The following is a 15,552-nucleotide window of genomic DNA, read 5'->3' on the forward strand; positions in this document are numbered from 1 at the left end:
GGCTCCTCGGATGAATACTGCCGTTGGCAGTAAGTAGATACTGCCCATGGCAGTGTGTCAAGATGTGCCATGACCACCACCGGCTACGCCCTCCTCGGCCTGCTCGCGCTGCGGCCCTGGACGACCTACGAGCTCGCCCAGCAGGTCCGCCGCAGCCTGAGCTGGTTCTGGCCGCGCACCGAGCGCAAGCTGTACGACGAGCCGAAGCGGCTGGTCGCCGCCGGGTTCGCGACCGCGCGCGAGGAGTTCACCGGCAAGCGCAAGCGGACCGTCTACGAGATCACCGACGCGGGCCGCGCCGCGCTGCGCGCCTGGCTCGGCGAGCCGTCGGCCCCGCCCTCGATGGAGAACGAGGCGATGGTCCGGGTGTTCTTCGCCGACGGCGGCGACGTCGCGTCGCTGCAGGTCACGCTGGCCGCGATGGCCGACGGTGCCCGGGTCCGGCTGGCCGAGCTGGAGGCGATGGAGGGCGGCGAGTACCCCTTCCCGGAGCGCCGTCACATCACCCGGCTGGCCATGCGGCTCCAGCAGCGGCAGGAGCAGACGATGATCGACTGGGCGACCTGGGCGAGCGCCGAGGTGGCGCGGTGGGACGCGACCACGAGCCCTGGGTGACGTACCCTTGGGGCCGTGACCACCATCGGCTTCTCGACAGACACCGACGTCCGCGAGGACCGTCGTACCGTCCCGACAGACGACGGTGATCACGAGCGGTTCTCCCACTACGTGGAGAAGGACAAGCTCACCGAGGCGATGGTGATGGGAACGCCCGTCGTCGCCCTCTGCGGCAAGGTGTGGGTGCCCAGCCGGGCGCCGGAGAAGTTCCCCGTCTGCCCTGAGTGCAAGGAAGCCTGGGATTCCCTCAAGGACGACTCGGGCTCCGACGAGTGACGGGCCGGCCCGAGGCCGACCTCCAGCCGAACGCGCTCACCCCGGCCTGGCCGGAGCGCGCGGCATGGGGCACGGCCACCTCCCTGCGTGCGTGGCAGACCGCCGCGATGAAGAGGTACTTCGACACCAACCCGCGCGACTTCCTCGCGGTCGCGACGCCGGGCGCCGGCAAGACCACGTTCGCCCTGTCGGTCGCCGCGGAGCTGCTCGGCCGCCGGATGGTCGACCGGATCACCATCGTCGCGCCGACCGAGCACCTCAAGCTCCAGTGGGCCGAGGCGGCCGCGCGAGCGGGCATCCCGATCGACCCGACGTACTCCGCCGGCAAGGGCAAGACCTCGCAGGACTTCGTCGGCATCGCGGTGACGTACGCCGGTGTCGCGGTGAACCCGCTCGCGATGCGCATCCGCACCGAGCGCTTCAAGACCCTGGTGATCCTCGACGAGGTGCACCACGCCGGTGACGCGCTGTCATGGGGCGAGGGCGTCCGCGAGGCGTTCGAGCCGGCGACCCGGCGGCTGGCGCTGACCGGTACGCCGTTCCGCTCCGACATCAACCCGATCCCGTTCGTCACCTACGCTCCCGGCGACGACGGCACCCCGACCTCGGTCGCGGACTACGCCTACGGCTACGCGCACGCGCTGGCCGACCACGTCGTCCGGCCGGTGCTGTTCATGGCGTACTCCGGCGAGATGCAGTGGCGCACCCGCGCCGGTGACGAGATCGCCGCCCGCCTCGGCGAGCCGCTCACCAAGGACATGACCTCGCAGGCGCTGCGCACCGCGCTCGACCCGAAGGGCTCGTGGATGCCGTCGGTGCTGACCGCCGCGGACATGCGCCTCGACGAGGTGCGCCGGCACGTGCCGGACGCCGGCGGCCTGGTGATCGCGAGCGACCAGGACTCCGCGCGCGCCTACGCCAAGCTGCTGCGCCAGATCGCGGGGGAGCCCGCCACCGTCGTCCTGTCCGACGAGAAGGCCGCGTCGAAGAAGATCACCGAGTTCAGCGAGGGAAACCAGCGCTGGATGGTCGCCGTCCGCATGGTGTCGGAGGGTGTCGACGTCCCTCGTCTCGCCGTCGGCGTGTACGCCACCACGACCTCGACGCCGCTGTTCTTCGCACAGGCCGTCGGCCGCTTCGTGCGCGCCCGGACCCGCGGCGAGACCGCGTCGGTCTTCCTGCCGTCCGTGCCGAACCTGCTCGGCTTCGCCTCCGAGATGGAGGTCCAGCGCGACCACGTGCTGAAGCGCAAGGTCAACGACGAGGGCGACATCTTCGCCGCCGAGAACGACCTCCTCGCCGAGGCCAACGCGAGCGACGCCGCCTCCGACGACCTGCTCGGCTCGTTCGAGGCGCTCGGGTCCGAGGCGCGCTTCGACCGGGTGCTGTTCGACGGCGGCGAGTTCGGCCACGAGGGCGAGGTGCACGTGGGCTCCGAGGAGGAGATGGACTTCCTCGGCATCCCCGGCCTGCTCGACCCCGACCAGATGCGCGACCTGCTGCACCAGCGGCAGAGCGACCGGGCCAAGAAGCAGAAGGCGTCGTCGCGGGTGCGGGACGACGCGGACTCCGTCGCCGAGGTCAGCACCCACGAGCAGCTCGCGGTGCTGCGCCGCGAGCTCAACGGGCTGGTCGCGGCCTGGCACCACCGCACCAAGCAGCCGCACGGGATCACCCACGCCGCTCTGCGCAAGGAGTGCGGTGGACCGGCGGCCGCGGTCGCCACCGCCCAGCAGCTCACGGCCCGGATCGACCGCATCCGCGAGTGGGCCGTCCGCAAGACCTCCTAGACGCGTAGCACGGCCATCGACGTGCGGGACGCGCCCTAGGCTGGGGCCATGCCCGCGGAGACCTCCCAGACGCTCGACCGCGGGCTTCGTGTCCTCGATGTGCTCGCGTCGGCTCCCGGCGGGCTGACCGTCACCGAGCTCGCCACGCGTCTCGACGTGAACCGGACCGTCGTCTACCGGCTGGTGAGCACCCTCGAGCAGCACGCCCTGGTACGCCGCGACCCGCGCGGCCGGCTCCACGTCGGGCTCGGTGTCCTCCACCTGGCGTCCGCGGTCCAGCCCGTGCTGCGCGACCTCGCCGTACCCGTGCTGCGCGAGCTGGCCGAGGCCGTCGGCAGCACCGCCCACCTCACCGTCGCCGACGGGGAGGAGGCGCTGGCGCTGGCGGTGGTCGAACCCTCGTGGACCGACTTCCACGTGAGCTACCGCGTCGGCTCGCGGCACCCGCTCAACCAGGGCGCGGCCGGCAAGGCGATCCTGCTCGGCCGGCAGCCGGACGGTCCGCCGTACGCCCTCACCGCCGGCGAGCTCCAGGCCGGGGCGCACGGGCTCGCGGCGCCCGTGCGCGGTGTCGAGGGGCTCGAGGCCAGCGTCGGCATCGTGACCCTCGGCGGCGCGATCGACGTGGACCGGATCGGCCCGCTGGTGCGCGACGCCGCAGCGGCCGTCGCGCTGCGCCTGTCCTAGGCGACCGGTGCACCCGCTCACTGCCTGGCCACGCCCGGCGCTGATGCTCGGCGTCGGCGCGGTCGTGCTGGTCGGCGCTGCGTACGGGCTCCTGTTCGCGGACCGGACGGACTACGTAGGCCACTTCCTTGCCGGGGCGGGTGCGACCTACTGGCTGCTGGCGGTCGTCGTCGAAGCGGCCCCCGAGCGCCGCTGGCCGGTGGTGATCACGGTCTGGGTGGCGGTGCTGCTGGGGGTGGTGACCGAGGCGACGGTGTTCCGGCTCGCGGAGTTCGACCCGGTGGACCTGGCCAACCAGAGTCTCGGCGCCGTGCTGGCCGGGGTCGGCATGCTCGATGCCCGTCCGTACGACCGATCCTCCACCGTCGCCGCCGCGGCCGGGCTGGTCCTCCTGGTGACGGGGTTCTTCTATGCCTTCGCGTGAGCACGGGTTCGTCTGGGCGGCCATCGCGCTGGCTGTCACCGGCGTGCTGTTCGCCGCGCTGGCGGCGTGGACCCTGGTGGCGCGTTCGACGATCCCTGCCGAGCTCGACGGCACCGTGACGGGCATCGAGCTACGTCACGAGAAGCATCCCGGGGTCGATGACGTCTGGATGATCTCGGTCGACGACGGCGACCTCCGACACGTCGACACCCACGTCGCCGATCTCGTCGACGTGGGTGACGCGGTCGAGAAGAGCGCGTGGGACACGAGCCTCTTGGTCAACGGAGAACCCCGACCGCTCTCGCTCAGCGATGACGCGCGAGCGATGCTCCTCCTCGCGCCGATCATCGCTGTGGTCGTCGTGTCTCTCACCTGCGCGACGCACGTCCTGTCGCGCCCCGGCCGCGTGGACAGGACCGCCTGACGCGTCGTCGCGGCTCAGTCGTCCGTCCGGTCGTCGGCGGTCTTGCTCACCACGCCGTAGTCGGCGTCGAGGGTGACATCCCACTCGGTGCCGTCGTCGGCACGGACCTCGGCCTCGTAGGCCTCGCCCGGGTCGTCGCTGGCCTCGACCTGGAGGACGGTGCCGCCGCCGACTGCCTCGAGCGCCGCCTGCTCGGCGGCGGTCCGCTCCTCGGAGCCGAGGGCCCGGTCGTCCGCGTCCGGGGTGTCGCCAGCGTCGTCGGCGTCGTTGTCGTCAGCGTCGGTCTCGGTGCTGACCTCGTTCAGGTCGCCGTCCAGCGCGACGTCGATCTCGGTGCCGTCGTCCGCGCGGACCTCGACCTCGTAGGCCACGCCCGGGTCGTCGCTGGTCTCCACCTCGTCCGCCGTGCCTCCGCCGGCGATCTCGACGGCCGCGGCGGCGACGCGGTCGCGCTCGCTTCCGCCGACGCTGTCGTCAGCCGTGGCCGACCAGACGGTGGCGCCGGCGCCGAGGACGGCGATGGTCGCGACGGCGGGGATGATGATGCGCTTCCTGCGGAGCTTGCTGAGGTTCACGGCAGTGCCTTTCGTGACGGGATGACTGTCGCCGTCAGCGTGCACGGAGGTCGCTGAACCCCACCTGAACGTGTCTGAAGGGATCTTCAGGTGGGCAGGCGTACGACGAACCGGGCGCCACCGAGCGCGGACGTCGTGACGTCGACCGTCCCGTGGTGGGCCGCCACGATCTCCCTCACGATGGCCAGCCCGAGGCCGCTGCCGCCCGCGTCCCGGGCCCTGGCCTCGTCGAGCCGGACGAACCTGTCGAAGACCCGTTGCCGGTCCTCCTCGGGGATGCCGGGACCGTCGTCCTCCACGACCAGCTCCACGGTGCTGTCGGCGTCGCGGACGGTCAGGGCGACGACCTCGGCGGCGTGACGTACGGCGTTGTCGACGAGGTTCTGGACCAGCTGGGTCAGGCCCACCAGGTCCCCACGCACGCGACCCGGTCCGATCCCCGAGGTGTCGACGCGCAGCCCGGGACGCCGGGTCCCTCGGGCCACCGCGAGCGCCAGGTCGTCGAGGTCGACGTCGTGGTCGGCCCGGGACACCGCCCCCTCGTCGGCCCGAGCGAGCAGCAGCAGCTGCTCGACGAGCCGCTGCATCCGCGCGGACTCCTCTAGCACGGCGTCGGCGAGCTCGCCCTCCGGCAGTGCCCCGGGATGCGCCCGGGCCACCTCTGCCGTCTGGCGGATGCTCGCCAGCGGCGACCGCAGCTCGTGCGAGGCGTCGCCCACGAACTGGCGCTGCCGGTCGCGCGAGTCCTGCAGCCGGCCGAGCATCTCGTTCACGGTCCGCGCCAGGCGGTGGATCTCGTCGCGCGCAGGGGGTTCGGTCACCCGTCGGTCGAGCCGGTCGCCGGTGATCTGCTCGGCCTCCCGCCGGATGCGCTCCACCGGGGCCAGCGCCCGGGTGGTCGCGACCCACGTCGTGGCGCCGACGAGCAGCACCAGCACGGGCAGCCCGACGGCCAGGGGGAGCAGCAGGGCGGCCGTCGAGTCGTCGACGTCCTCGAGCGACACCGCGACCGACACGACGTACTCCTGGCCGTCGGTCGTGGCGTCCTCGGTGACCACCAGGTACGCGTGGTCGGCGCCGGCGACCTCCACCCGGTCCGTGTCCTCGGTCGGCAGCGGCCGGGCGAGCGGTGGCGAGGCGCGTACGACGGCGCCGGACGTGTCGGTCACCTGCCACAGGAGCTCGTCGGGCTCGTCGTCGTCCTCCTCGTCGTCCGCCGGCGGCGGGTCGGGGAGACCGGTCGTCTCGATCTGGTCGGCCAGCTCACCGGCCCGCTGCTCGGCCGTGCTCTCCAGGCCGTCGCGCATCGAGTCGCGGACCAGGGCCACGAGGGCGACGCCGCCGACGAGCAGCGCGAGGGCCACGACCAGCACGGCCGCGACCGTCGTCCGCACCCGCACCGACGCGCGGTTCCAGCGACGCTCAGCCACCGTCGCTCGCCAACCGGTAGCCGGCGCCGCGCAGCGTCTGGATCGCCTCGCGACCGAAGGGCCGGTCGATCTTGTTGCGCAGGTGGCGGACGTAGACCTCGACGATGTTGGGGTCGCCGTCGAAGTCGACGTCCCAGACGGCGTCGATGATCTGACGCTTGGAGAGGACGTCCCCTGGGTGGCGGGCGAGGAACGCGAGCAGGGAGAACTCCCGGGCGGTCAGGTCGATCTCGGTGTCGCCGCGCCACACGCGTCGCGCGGCCGGGTCCACGCGCAGGTCGCCCACCTCGAGCCGGGTGGGTCGCTCGCGGGCGCCGCGGCGAGCGATCGCGCGGAGCCTGGCCACGAGCACCGGGAACGAGAACGGCTTGGTCAGGTAGTCGTCGGCGCCGGTGTCGAGACCCTCGACCTGGTCCCACTCGCCGTCCTTGGCGGTGAGCATCAGGATCGGCGTCCAGTCCTTCTCCTCGCGCAGCGCCGAGCAGACCCGGTAGCCGTTGATCCCCGGCAGCATCAGGTCGAGGACGATCGCGTCGTAGCTGTTCTCGCGAGCGAGCCACAGCCCGTCGGTGCCGTCGTGCGCGACGTCGACCGCGAAGCCCTCGGCCTCGAGCCCCACGCGCAGCGAGCGGGCGAGCCGGACTTCGTCGTCGACCACGAGCACCCGCATGGACGTCAGTGTCCCGCATCGACCCTGAACCCCCGCTGAACGGCGAGGCTCCAGGCGCGGTGTCAGAGCCCTAGGCGCGCAGCCACTCTCCGAGCTCGGCGTCGACCATCAGCTCGCGGGCCTCGGCCTCGCGGTCGTCGGCGACCAGGATCCGGGGCACGATCACCGGGATGGTGCCCTCGAGCACGCTCATGTTGCGGTCGGTGACCTGGTAGGGGATCCCGGCCTCCCCGAGCAGGGCCTCGACCACGGAGATCAGCGCGACGTCGTTGGTGCGGATCAGCTCGGCCATGTGACTACCCCAGGTAGGTGACGGTGACGTTGTCGATGGTGCCATCGAACGCAAACGGAGCGCGCTCCCGGTAGTCGAGGGACACCGGGCTGCCGAGCGACCGCCCGATGTCCAGGCAGTCGTTGGCGGTGAAGAGCAGCGGAGCGCTGATCGGCACCTGCCCCGAGGCGACCGTCTCGCCGGCGGCGCTCAGGGTGACGTCGAGCGGCCCGCCGGGGCGCGGGTCGGCGTACACGGTCCGGACCTCGATCTGCGTGCGGCCGGCCGGCAGTCGGTCGGCGGACCTGATCTTGGTCCGTTGCAGGATGAAGAGGTTGTACTCGTAGCAGAGGTAGCCGTCGTCGAGGTAGCAGGTCAGCCCGCCGCTGTTGGCGCCGAGCGAGTAGAGGACCCCGCTGGCGCCCTCGCCCAGGTCGGCGTCGATGACGACGGTGTTGGCGCGGTTGCCGAGCGCGGGCGCGCAGAACTCCGGCATCCGCACGATGTCGCCGCTGAACGTCCAGCTCCGGTACGGCGTGGCGATGCGGAGCTCGGGGTGGATGGCGACGATCCAGAGCCCGCCGCCGACCGGGTAGACGCTGTTGCGCGCCGCCTCGATGGCGAAGACCTCCTTGAGCTGCGCGAGCTTCTCCGGGTGGGTGGCGGCCAGGTCGTGCGCCTGCGTCCAGTCCTCGTCGAGGTGGTAGAGCTCCCACGTGTCCTGGTCGGGGGTCCACTCGTGGATCCCCGGCGGCAGTCCCGGGACCCAGGGGGCTCGGGGTCCGAACGCCGACGCCATCCAGCCGTCGTGGTAGATCGCCCGGCTGCCCATGATCTCGAAGTACTGCGTCCGCAGCCGGTCCGCGGCGTCCGGGTCGTCGAACGTGTACGCCAGGCTGACGCCGTCGAGCGGCTGCTGCTCCACGCCGCGCACCACGCGGGGCGGCGTGATGCCGACGACCTCGTAGATGGTGGGGACCAGGTCGTTGCAGTGGTGGAACTGCGAGCGCGGGCGGGAGTCCGGTGCGATCCGCGCCGGCCAGCGCACGGCCATCGGGTTGCGGGTGCCGCCGAGGTGGGAGGCCAGCAGCTTCATCCCCTTGTACGGCGCACTTCCGGCCCACGCCCAGCCCGCGTGGTACATGTTGTCCACCAGCGGCGATCCCAGCACGTCGAGCCCGCCGAGCTCGTCGAGCGCCGCGATGTGCATGTCGACCGTGGTCGGGATGCCGTTCTGGGCGAGCAGCTCGCTGATGGTGCCGTTCTGGCCCTCGCCGGACGAGCCGTTGTCGCCCCAGATGTAGAACACCAGGGTGTTCTCGCCGTATCCGAGTCGCTCGACCTCGTCGACGAGCCGGCCGACCTGCACGTCGACGTGCTCGCCGAACCCGGCGGCGACCTCCATCAACCTGCGCTGGAACGGCTTCTGGTCCTCCGGGATGTCGTCCCACGCCGGCAGGCTCGGGTCGCGCGGCGTCAGCTCGGCGTCCTGCGGGATCCAGCCCTTCTCCTTGGCGCGGGCGTGCACGCGCTCGCGGTAGGCGTCCCAGCCGTCGTCGAACTTCCCGGCGTACTTGTCGGCCCACTCCTTCGCCACGTGGTGCGGACCGTGGATCGCGCCGCTCGCCCAGTACATGAAGAAGGGCTTGTCCTGCTCGAACGCCTGGTGCCGGCGCAGCCAGGCGATGGCGTCGTCGGCCAGGTCCTCGCTGAGGTGGTAGCCCTCCTCCGGCGTCTTCGGCGGCAGCACGCTGGTGGTGTTGCGGACCAGGTTGGGCTCCCACTGCGACGCCTCGCCGGCGAGGAACCCGTAGAAGTACTCGAAGCCGCGGCCGGTCGGCCAGTTGTGGAACGGCCCGGCGGCGGTCGTCTCCTCCGCCGGGGTGTTGTGCCACTTGCCGAACGCGGCCGTCGAGTAGCCGTAGTCGGTGAGCACCTCGGCGGCCAGGGCGGTGCTGGTCGGGATGTGTCCGGAGTAGCCGTCCCAGTCGTTGGCGAGCTCGGCGATCTGCCCGTTGCCGATGCGGTGGTGGTTGCGGCCGGTGAGCAGCGAGGCGCGCGTCGGGGAGCACATCGCCGTGGTGTGGAAGCGGTTGTAGCCGATGCCCTCGGACATCACCCGGGTCAAGGTGTCCGTGCGGACCTCGCCGCCGTGCGTGTCGGGCAGGCCCGGGCCGGCGTCGTCGATCAGCACGACCAGGATGTTCGGGGAGTCGGGCGGGAGGTGCCGTGCCTGCTCGCGCGGCTGGTAGACCGACTCCTGCATGGTGCGCCCGGCCGTCGACCCCGACGGGGTCGGCGGGAAGGGCAGCGCGTCCTGGCGGGGGAGGCGCGGGTACTCGGTGCTCGGGCTCATCGCACCACCGTGGCAGCGCTCCCGGGGGCCGGTATCACCCGCGTCGGGTGAAACGACTCACCCCTCAATGGCGCACCGCGCGAGAGGTCGGACCCGGTACGGCACCTGCGTCGCGAGGGCGATCACCGTCGACGACCGCACGATCGCGGGGTTCTCCAGCACCCGGTCGATGACGCGCTGGAGGTCGGTGTTGGAGCGGGCGACCACGCGCGCCCACATGTCGCCGGCGCCGGTGATCGTGTGCGCCTCGAGCACCTCGGGGATCTCCGCGAGGTGCTCCGCGACCCGGTCGTGGCCGCCGCCCTGGGCCGGCTCCTGCCGGATCTCCAGCGTGAGGAACGCGGTCACCGGGTAGCCCAGCGCCTCCGGCGACAGGTCCGGTCCCCACCCGGTGATCACCCCGCTGCCCACCAGCTTGTCGAGCCGGGCCTGGACGGTGCCGCGCGCGACACCGAGCCGGCGCGACGCCTCGAGCACGCCGACCCGCGGGTCGGCGGCGAACAGGTCGATCAACCTGCCGTCCAAGGAGTCCATGTCGTCCGCCCGTCCTGTGCAAGTTGACCAGTGTTTCGACGTACTGTTGCACACAATGTCAGCCGCGGACAGGCTCCTCCCATGACGCTGACCCCTGACGAGCTCAAGGCCGACCTCACCCTCGAACAGCTCAAGGAGCTGGTGGGACTCGTGGAGTACGACGCGGAGGGCGACGTCTTCCCGGTCACCGGCTGGGACGCGATCGTCTTCGTGGTCGGCAACGCGACCCAGGCAGCGCACTACTACCAGTCCGCGTGGGGCATGGACCTCGTCGCGTACTCCGGTCCCGAGAACGGCAACCGCGACCACAAGTCGTTCGTGCTGCGGTCGGGCTCCATCAAGTTCGTCGTCAACGGCGCGGTCGACCCCGACAGCCCGCTCGCCGACCACCACCGCCGGCACGGCGACGGCGTCGTCGACATCGCGCTCGAGGTCCCCGACGTCGACAGGTGCATCGCCCAGGCGCGCACGGCGGGCGCGAAGGTCGTCCGCGAGCCCGAGGACGTGACCGACGAGCACGGCACGATCCGGGTCGCCGCGATCGCGACGTACGGCGAGACCATCCACACGCTGGTCGACCGCAGCCGGTACGACGGCCCGTACCTGCCCGGGTACGTCGCCAAGGAGAGCACCTTCGTGAAGCCGGCCGGGCAGCCGAAGCGGCTGTTCCAGGCGCTCGACCACATCGTCGGCAACGTCGAGCTCGGCCACATGGACGAGTGGGTCGAGTTCTACAACCGGGTCATGGGCTTCACGAACATGGCGGAGTTCATCGGCGACGACATCGCGACCGACTACTCGGCGCTGATGTCGAAGGTCGTCGCATCGGGCAACCACCGCGTGAAGTTCCCGCTCAACGAGCCGGCGATCGCGAAGAAGCGCTCGCAGATCGACGAGTACCTCGAGTTCTACCGCGGCGCCGGCGCCCAGCACCTGGCGGTCGCGACCAACGACATCCTCGCCTCGGTCGACGCGCTGCGCGCCAACGGCGTGGAGTTCCTGACGACCCCGGACTCCTACTACCTCGACCCCGAGCTGCGCGCCCGGATCGGCAACGTGCGGGTGCCGATCGAGGAGCTGCAGAAGCGCGGGATCCTGGTCGACCGCGACGAGGACGGCTACCTGCTGCAGATCTTCACCAAGCCGCTCGGCGACCGGCCGACGGTGTTCTTCGAGCTGATCGAGCGGCACGGTTCGCTGGGCTTCGGCAAGGGCAACTTCAAGGCGCTGTTCGAGGCGATCGAGCGCGAGCAGGACGCCCGCGGGAACCTGTGAGCCCTGCGCTGCGAGCCTGCGAGCAGGGCAGGAGGCAGCGAACAGGTCGAGGCGCGCGACGTGTCTCGAGATCTAGGAAGCGACGAACCTCGCGTCCACGGCCGCGGACACCGCGATGTCCTCGGGCGTGAACGCGAGGCCGCCGGCGTCCTTGGCCTGCCGGGAGCACGCGGCCGGCTGGTAGCCCGGCGTCGCGCCGGTGTCGCCGAGCAGGCCGGGGTCGGCGATCGCGATGCAGCGCAGGCCGGAGAGACCGAGCGCCTCGGCGTACGTCTGCGCCTTGGCGCGCGCCTCTTCGACGGCGCGGGTCCGGACGGCGTTGACGGCGCCGAGCCGGGTCTTCTCGGTGAGGCTCCACTCGATGCCGTCGACCCGGACCCCGGGGTACGCCGCGGCGCGCTCGACCCAGCCGGCCAGCTCGTCGAAGTCGCGGAACTTGGCGCGGGTCGACGTCTGGGCGTGGTGGACGAGCGGGACCTGCTCGCCCTTGTCGTTGAACGGGCGGTGCGACCAGACCTGGATCCGGTCGGTGGCGTACCACGTGACCGGGCCGTTGTCGGGGTGGTGGCGGTCGACGATCCCGGCGACCAGCGCCCGGGTGCCCGCGGTGGTCCGGGCGACGACGTCGGTGCGCTCCGGCCCCTCGAACGCGATCGCGACGGTCACGACCGCACGCTCGGCGGGGTAGTAGGCGTCGTGGCCGCCCTGGACGGTGATCACGGTCTCCGGCATGGGTCGAGTGTGCCCGACCCGGCGAGCTAGGCCAGGTCTCCCACGAGCTCCGCCTGGGCCTCGGTCTCCGAGTGTGCGGCGGGAGCGCCGTGCAGGGCGCGGGCGACGGTGGCCGCCCCGATCGCCAGGATCACCACGCCGACGCCGACCGCGACCGCGCCGAACCAGAACGGCGCGTGCACGCCGACGTGCTCGGCGAGCTTGAGCGCCACGTACGGGCCGATGGCGCCGCCGGTGAAGCGGACGAAGGAGTACGCCGCGGACGCGACCGGCCGCTCGACCGGGGCGGCGCCCATGACGGCCTCGGTGACCAGGGTGTTGATCACCCCGAGGAACGCGCCGGCCACGATGATGCAGGCGGCGACCGCGGTCTCGTGCTCGGTGAACACCGCCATCGCGACCAGGTCGAGGCCGAACAGCGTGAGCATCGCGACCAGCGTCGGCAGCGTGCCGAACACCCGCTGCAGCCTTGGTGCGACCACGACCGACGTGAACGCGAGCAGCACGCCCCAGCCGAAGAACGTCCAGCCGATCTGCATGATGTCGTACGTCGGCAGCGCGAACGGGCCGGCCGCCATCAGCGTGAAGAAGCCGAGGTTGTAGCAGATCGCGACCAGCGCGAGCACCAGCAGCGCGGGGTGGCGCAGCGCGCGGAACGGGTCGGCGAGCGACGTACGGCGTCCGGTCGGCGGGGTCGCGGGGAGGAAGAACGCGGTCGCGACCAGCGCGAGCGTCATCAGCACCGAGACGCCGAAGAACGGCCAGCGCCACGAGTGCTCACCGAGCAGGCCGCCGACGAGCGGGCCGGACGCGATGCCGAGGCCGAGCGCGGCCTCGAACAGGATGATCGCCTGCGCGACCGAGCCCTTCGACGAGCTCACGATCGTGGCGAGGGCCGTCGCGACGAACAGTGCGTTGCCCAGGCCCCAGCCGGCGCGGAAGCCGATGACCGCCTGCACGCTGCCGGACATGCCGGCCAGCCCGGCGAAGACGATGATCACGACCAGGCCGGAGAGCAGCGTGCGCTTCGGGCCGATCCGGCTCGAGACGACACCGGTCACCAGCATCGCGATGCCCATGACCGCCATGTAGCTGGTGAACAGCAGCGACACCTGGCTCGGCGTCGCCTCCAGCTGGACCGCGATCTCCTTGAGGATCGGGTCGACGAGGCCGATGCCCATGAACGCGATGACGCAGGCGAACGCGACCGCCCAGACGGCGCGGGGTTGCTTGAGGAGCTGTGACTTCACTTCTTACCTTTCCGAGAGGATGCCTCTGAGGACCGCGACGGCGGTGGCGAGGTCCTCGGTGGTGATGTCGGGGTGGGCCGCCACGAGCTCCGCGACCCGGTCGCCGTGCAGGCGGCGGATCCGGGAGAGCTCGGCGCGGCCGGCAGGGGTCAGGGTGACGACCGACGCGCGGGCATCGGCCGGGTTCGGCTCCTTGGTGACCCAGCCGCGCTCGACGAGCTGGGCGACGGCGCCGGACATCGTCGGCTGGGAGCTCCGGTCGAGCTCGGCGAGCTGCGTGATGCCCATCGGACCCGCCTCGTCGAGCTGGGAGAGGATCCGCGTCCCCGCGGGGAGCTCGAGCTCACGGCGTACGGCGCGGATGAGCCGCGCGGCGTGGACGACGAGGTCGCTGGCGAGCTGGGAGTCGGTCACGTCCCGCGACGTTACATCGGAAACCTATGTAAATCTACTCGGGCAGGATGTGACCATGGCGACGTACATCGCGTTCCTCCGGGCGATCAACCTCGGTGCGAAGCGGAAGTTCCCGAAGGACGCGATCAAGGCGGCGGTCGAGGGCGCCGGCTTCACGAACGTCGAGACGTACATCAACACCGGCAACGTGCGGCTCGACTCGACACTGCGCTCGCGCGCGAAGATCGAGGCCGCGCTGGAGAAGGCGTTCCTGGCGGACCGCGGCTTCGAGGTGCCGACGATCGTGTTCACGCAGAAGGAGCTGGCGGCGATCGCCGAGGAGGCCGCGTCGTTCGGCCACGGCGGGCGGCACTACGTGTCGCTGCTCAAGGACGTGCCCACGGACGCGGCGGTCAAGGCGGTCGAGGAGACGTCGACGGCCGAGGAGGTCGCGAAGGTCGGCGGCCGTGCGGTCCACCTGCTGCTGGGGGACAACTACCACGAGGCGCGGCTGACCAACGCCGCCGTCGAGAAGAAGCTCGGGGTCGCGACCAACCGCAACCTGACCGTGATCAGTGCGCTGGCGGAGAAGTGGTGCTGACGCGGTCCAACGTGCGCACCGACCGCGAGAGCAGCATCGCGGCCGCGATCGCGACGTACGCGATGCCGCCGATGAACATGACGTCCTGGATGCCGTAGGCGACGGCGAGCGGGCCGAACGCGAGCTGACCGACGGGGATCGCCAGGAACGAGCCGACCAGGTCGTAGGAGTAGGCGCGGGCGAGCATGTCGTCGGGCACGTGCTCCTGCATCGCGAGGTTCCAGCCCAGGCCGAAGATCTCGATGCCCATCCCGGCGAGGACGGCCGCGATCATCACGGCGTACGTCTGCGGGTAGACGCCCATCACGAGCAGCGGCAGGCCGAAGAAGATGATGCCGACCGTGCCGGCGAGCAGCGGCCGGCGGAGCCTGATCCGCATCATCAGCAGGCTCATCAGGAGCAGGCCGACGCCCTGGGCGGAGACGATCAGGCCCCAGCCGTGCGCGCCGATGTCGGTCTCGTCGGCGAGCATCGGGCCGAGGGTGTCGAGCCCGCCGGCGTGGATCGCGTTGAGCGGGATGAACGCGAGCACGACCACCCACAGCCAGGTCGTGCTGCGCACGAAGTGCCAGCCGCTGCGCAGCTCGGCGAACATCGACGGTTGGACGCCGGTGTGCGGGCGCGGCGGGAGCTTGACCGGTAGCAGCAGCAGCGCGGCGGCGAGCCAGGTGACCGCGTCGACCGCGAGCGCCCAGCCCGGGCCGACGGTCACAACGAGCAGCGCGGCGACGCTCGGGCCGAGGACGCCGAGCGCGTTGCGCACCAGCGAGTTGAGCACGTTCGCGGCCTGCAGCTGCTCGCGCGGGACCAGCGCCGGGACGATGCCCATCAGCGCCGGCATGGTCATCGCCGACACCGTGCCGTTGAGCGCCCCGAGCACCACGAAGTGCCAGAGCTCGGCCTGGCCGGAGAGCAGCAGGATCGCGAGCAGTCCCTGGGTGACGCCCGCGCACACGTTGCCCGTCTGGATCACCACGGTCCGGCCGAACCGGTCCGCGAGCACGCCGCCGGCGAGCAGGAAGATCACCTGCGGGATGCTGTGCGCCGCGAGCACCAGCCCCAGCGCGCTGGGGGAGTCGGTCACCTCGAGCACCGCGAACGCGAGCGCGACCGGCGCCATCGTCGTACCGCTGAGGTTGACCAGGCGGGAGAGGAAGTACCACCGGAACTTGGGCTCGCGCAGGGGCGCGGTGGCGGGGCCGGTGAACATCGTGCAACGGATCATGTCAGCCCTTGTGTCGGGGAGGGG

The 15,552-nt window shown here is 71.5% G+C and carries 18 protein-coding genes; 8 read left to right on the forward strand and 10 right to left on the reverse strand.

Going from position 1 to position 15,552, the window contains the following annotated elements; all coding sequences use genetic code 11:
- Positions 1-69 precede the first annotated feature (69 nt).
- From MJ604_RS15495 to MJ604_RS15520, 6 genes are all read left to right on the forward strand, one after another.
- Positions 70-615 (forward strand): PadR family transcriptional regulator, encoded by a 546-nt coding sequence (locus tag MJ604_RS15495; protein ID WP_243059395.1) that lies wholly within the window; start codon positions 70-72, stop codon positions 613-615.
- A gap of 15 nt (positions 616-630) precedes the next feature.
- On the forward strand, positions 631-891 hold the full coding sequence (locus MJ604_RS15500; RefSeq protein ID WP_374458352.1) for a DUF3039 domain-containing protein: 261 nt from the start codon (positions 631-633) through the stop codon (positions 889-891).
- A gap of 107 nt (positions 892-998) precedes the next feature.
- A complete protein-coding gene (locus tag MJ604_RS15505) occupies positions 999-2,681 on the forward strand; it encodes a DEAD/DEAH box helicase (protein ID WP_243059471.1) in 1,683 nt (560 codons plus the stop codon).
- Positions 2,682-2,729: 48 nt separating this feature from the next.
- Positions 2,730-3,368 (forward strand): IclR family transcriptional regulator, encoded by a 639-nt coding sequence (locus tag MJ604_RS15510; protein WP_243059396.1) that lies wholly within the window; start codon positions 2,730-2,732, stop codon positions 3,366-3,368.
- Positions 3,369-3,375: 7 nt separating this feature from the next.
- Positions 3,376-3,792: a hypothetical protein gene (locus tag MJ604_RS15515; protein ID WP_243059397.1), complete on the forward strand. Its 417-nt coding sequence runs from the start codon at positions 3,376-3,378 to the stop codon at positions 3,790-3,792.
- Complete coding sequence (locus tag MJ604_RS15520; RefSeq protein ID WP_243059398.1) at positions 3,779-4,216, forward strand: hypothetical protein; 438 nt, start codon at positions 3,779-3,781, stop codon at positions 4,214-4,216. The genes MJ604_RS15515 and MJ604_RS15520 overlap by 14 nt, the downstream gene beginning before the upstream one ends.
- Positions 4,217-4,230: 14 nt before the next feature.
- On the opposite strand, the gene MJ604_RS15525 is transcribed toward MJ604_RS15520, so the two are convergent.
- From MJ604_RS15525 to MJ604_RS15550, 6 genes are all read right to left on the reverse strand, one after another.
- Positions 4,231-4,791, reverse strand: a complete 561-nt coding sequence (locus tag MJ604_RS15525) for a PepSY domain-containing protein (protein ID WP_243059399.1) — start codon at positions 4,789-4,791, stop codon at positions 4,231-4,233.
- 86 nt (positions 4,792-4,877) lie between these two features.
- On the reverse strand, positions 4,878-6,221 hold the full coding sequence (locus MJ604_RS15530) for a cell wall metabolism sensor histidine kinase WalK (RefSeq protein WP_243059400.1): 1,344 nt from the start codon (positions 6,219-6,221) through the stop codon (positions 4,878-4,880).
- Complete coding sequence (locus MJ604_RS15535; protein WP_243059401.1) at positions 6,214-6,891, reverse strand: response regulator transcription factor; 678 nt, start codon at positions 6,889-6,891, stop codon at positions 6,214-6,216. The genes MJ604_RS15530 and MJ604_RS15535 overlap by 8 nt, the downstream gene beginning before the upstream one ends.
- Positions 6,892-6,961: 70 nt before the next feature.
- Entirely contained in the window at positions 6,962-7,183 is a 222-nt protein-coding gene (locus MJ604_RS15540) for a DUF2007 domain-containing protein (protein WP_243059402.1), read from the reverse strand.
- 4 nt (positions 7,184-7,187) lie between these two features.
- A complete protein-coding gene (locus MJ604_RS15545; RefSeq protein WP_243059403.1) occupies positions 7,188-9,518 on the reverse strand; it encodes an arylsulfatase in 2,331 nt (776 codons plus the stop codon).
- A gap of 57 nt (positions 9,519-9,575) precedes the next feature.
- Entirely contained in the window at positions 9,576-10,052 is a 477-nt protein-coding gene (locus MJ604_RS15550; RefSeq protein WP_243059404.1) for an Lrp/AsnC family transcriptional regulator, read from the reverse strand.
- Positions 10,053-10,133: 81 nt separating this feature from the next.
- On the opposite strand from MJ604_RS15550, the gene hppD reads away from it, so the two are divergent.
- Positions 10,134-11,327: a 4-hydroxyphenylpyruvate dioxygenase gene (gene hppD, locus MJ604_RS15555; RefSeq protein ID WP_243059405.1), complete on the forward strand. Its 1,194-nt coding sequence runs from the start codon at positions 10,134-10,136 to the stop codon at positions 11,325-11,327.
- Between the two features lie 72 nt (positions 11,328-11,399).
- Here hppD and MJ604_RS15560 read toward each other — a convergent pair whose 3' ends face one another.
- The 3 genes from MJ604_RS15560 to MJ604_RS15570 are packed head-to-tail and all read right to left on the reverse strand — an operon-like array spanning position 11,400 to position 13,723.
- The gene (locus tag MJ604_RS15560) at positions 11,400-12,059 is read right to left on the reverse strand and encodes an SIMPL domain-containing protein (protein ID WP_243059406.1); all 660 of its coding nucleotides are present in this window, start codon (positions 12,057-12,059) and stop codon (positions 11,400-11,402) included.
- Between the two features lie 26 nt (positions 12,060-12,085).
- Positions 12,086-13,309 carry an MFS transporter gene (locus MJ604_RS15565; protein WP_243059407.1) on the reverse strand — a complete coding sequence of 408 codons (1,224 nt, stop codon included), beginning with the start codon at positions 13,307-13,309 and terminating at the stop codon, positions 12,086-12,088.
- A 3-nt stretch (positions 13,310-13,312) separates the two neighbouring features.
- The gene (locus tag MJ604_RS15570) at positions 13,313-13,723 is read right to left on the reverse strand and encodes a MarR family transcriptional regulator (protein WP_243059408.1); all 411 of its coding nucleotides are present in this window, start codon (positions 13,721-13,723) and stop codon (positions 13,313-13,315) included.
- 55 nt (positions 13,724-13,778) lie between these two features.
- On the opposite strand from MJ604_RS15570, the gene MJ604_RS15575 reads away from it, so the two are divergent.
- Positions 13,779-14,303: a DUF1697 domain-containing protein gene (locus MJ604_RS15575; protein ID WP_243059409.1), complete on the forward strand. Its 525-nt coding sequence runs from the start codon at positions 13,779-13,781 to the stop codon at positions 14,301-14,303.
- Here the strand turns inward: MJ604_RS15575 and MJ604_RS15580 are convergent.
- Positions 14,275-15,528, reverse strand: a complete 1,254-nt coding sequence (locus tag MJ604_RS15580; protein WP_243059410.1) for an MFS transporter — start codon at positions 15,526-15,528, stop codon at positions 14,275-14,277. The genes MJ604_RS15575 and MJ604_RS15580 overlap by 29 nt on opposite strands.
- Positions 15,529-15,552: the final 24 nt, after the last annotated feature.

Source organism: Nocardioides sp. SR21, from assembly GCF_022761125.1.
Taxonomy (GTDB): domain Bacteria; phylum Actinomycetota; class Actinomycetes; order Propionibacteriales; family Nocardioidaceae; genus Nocardioides.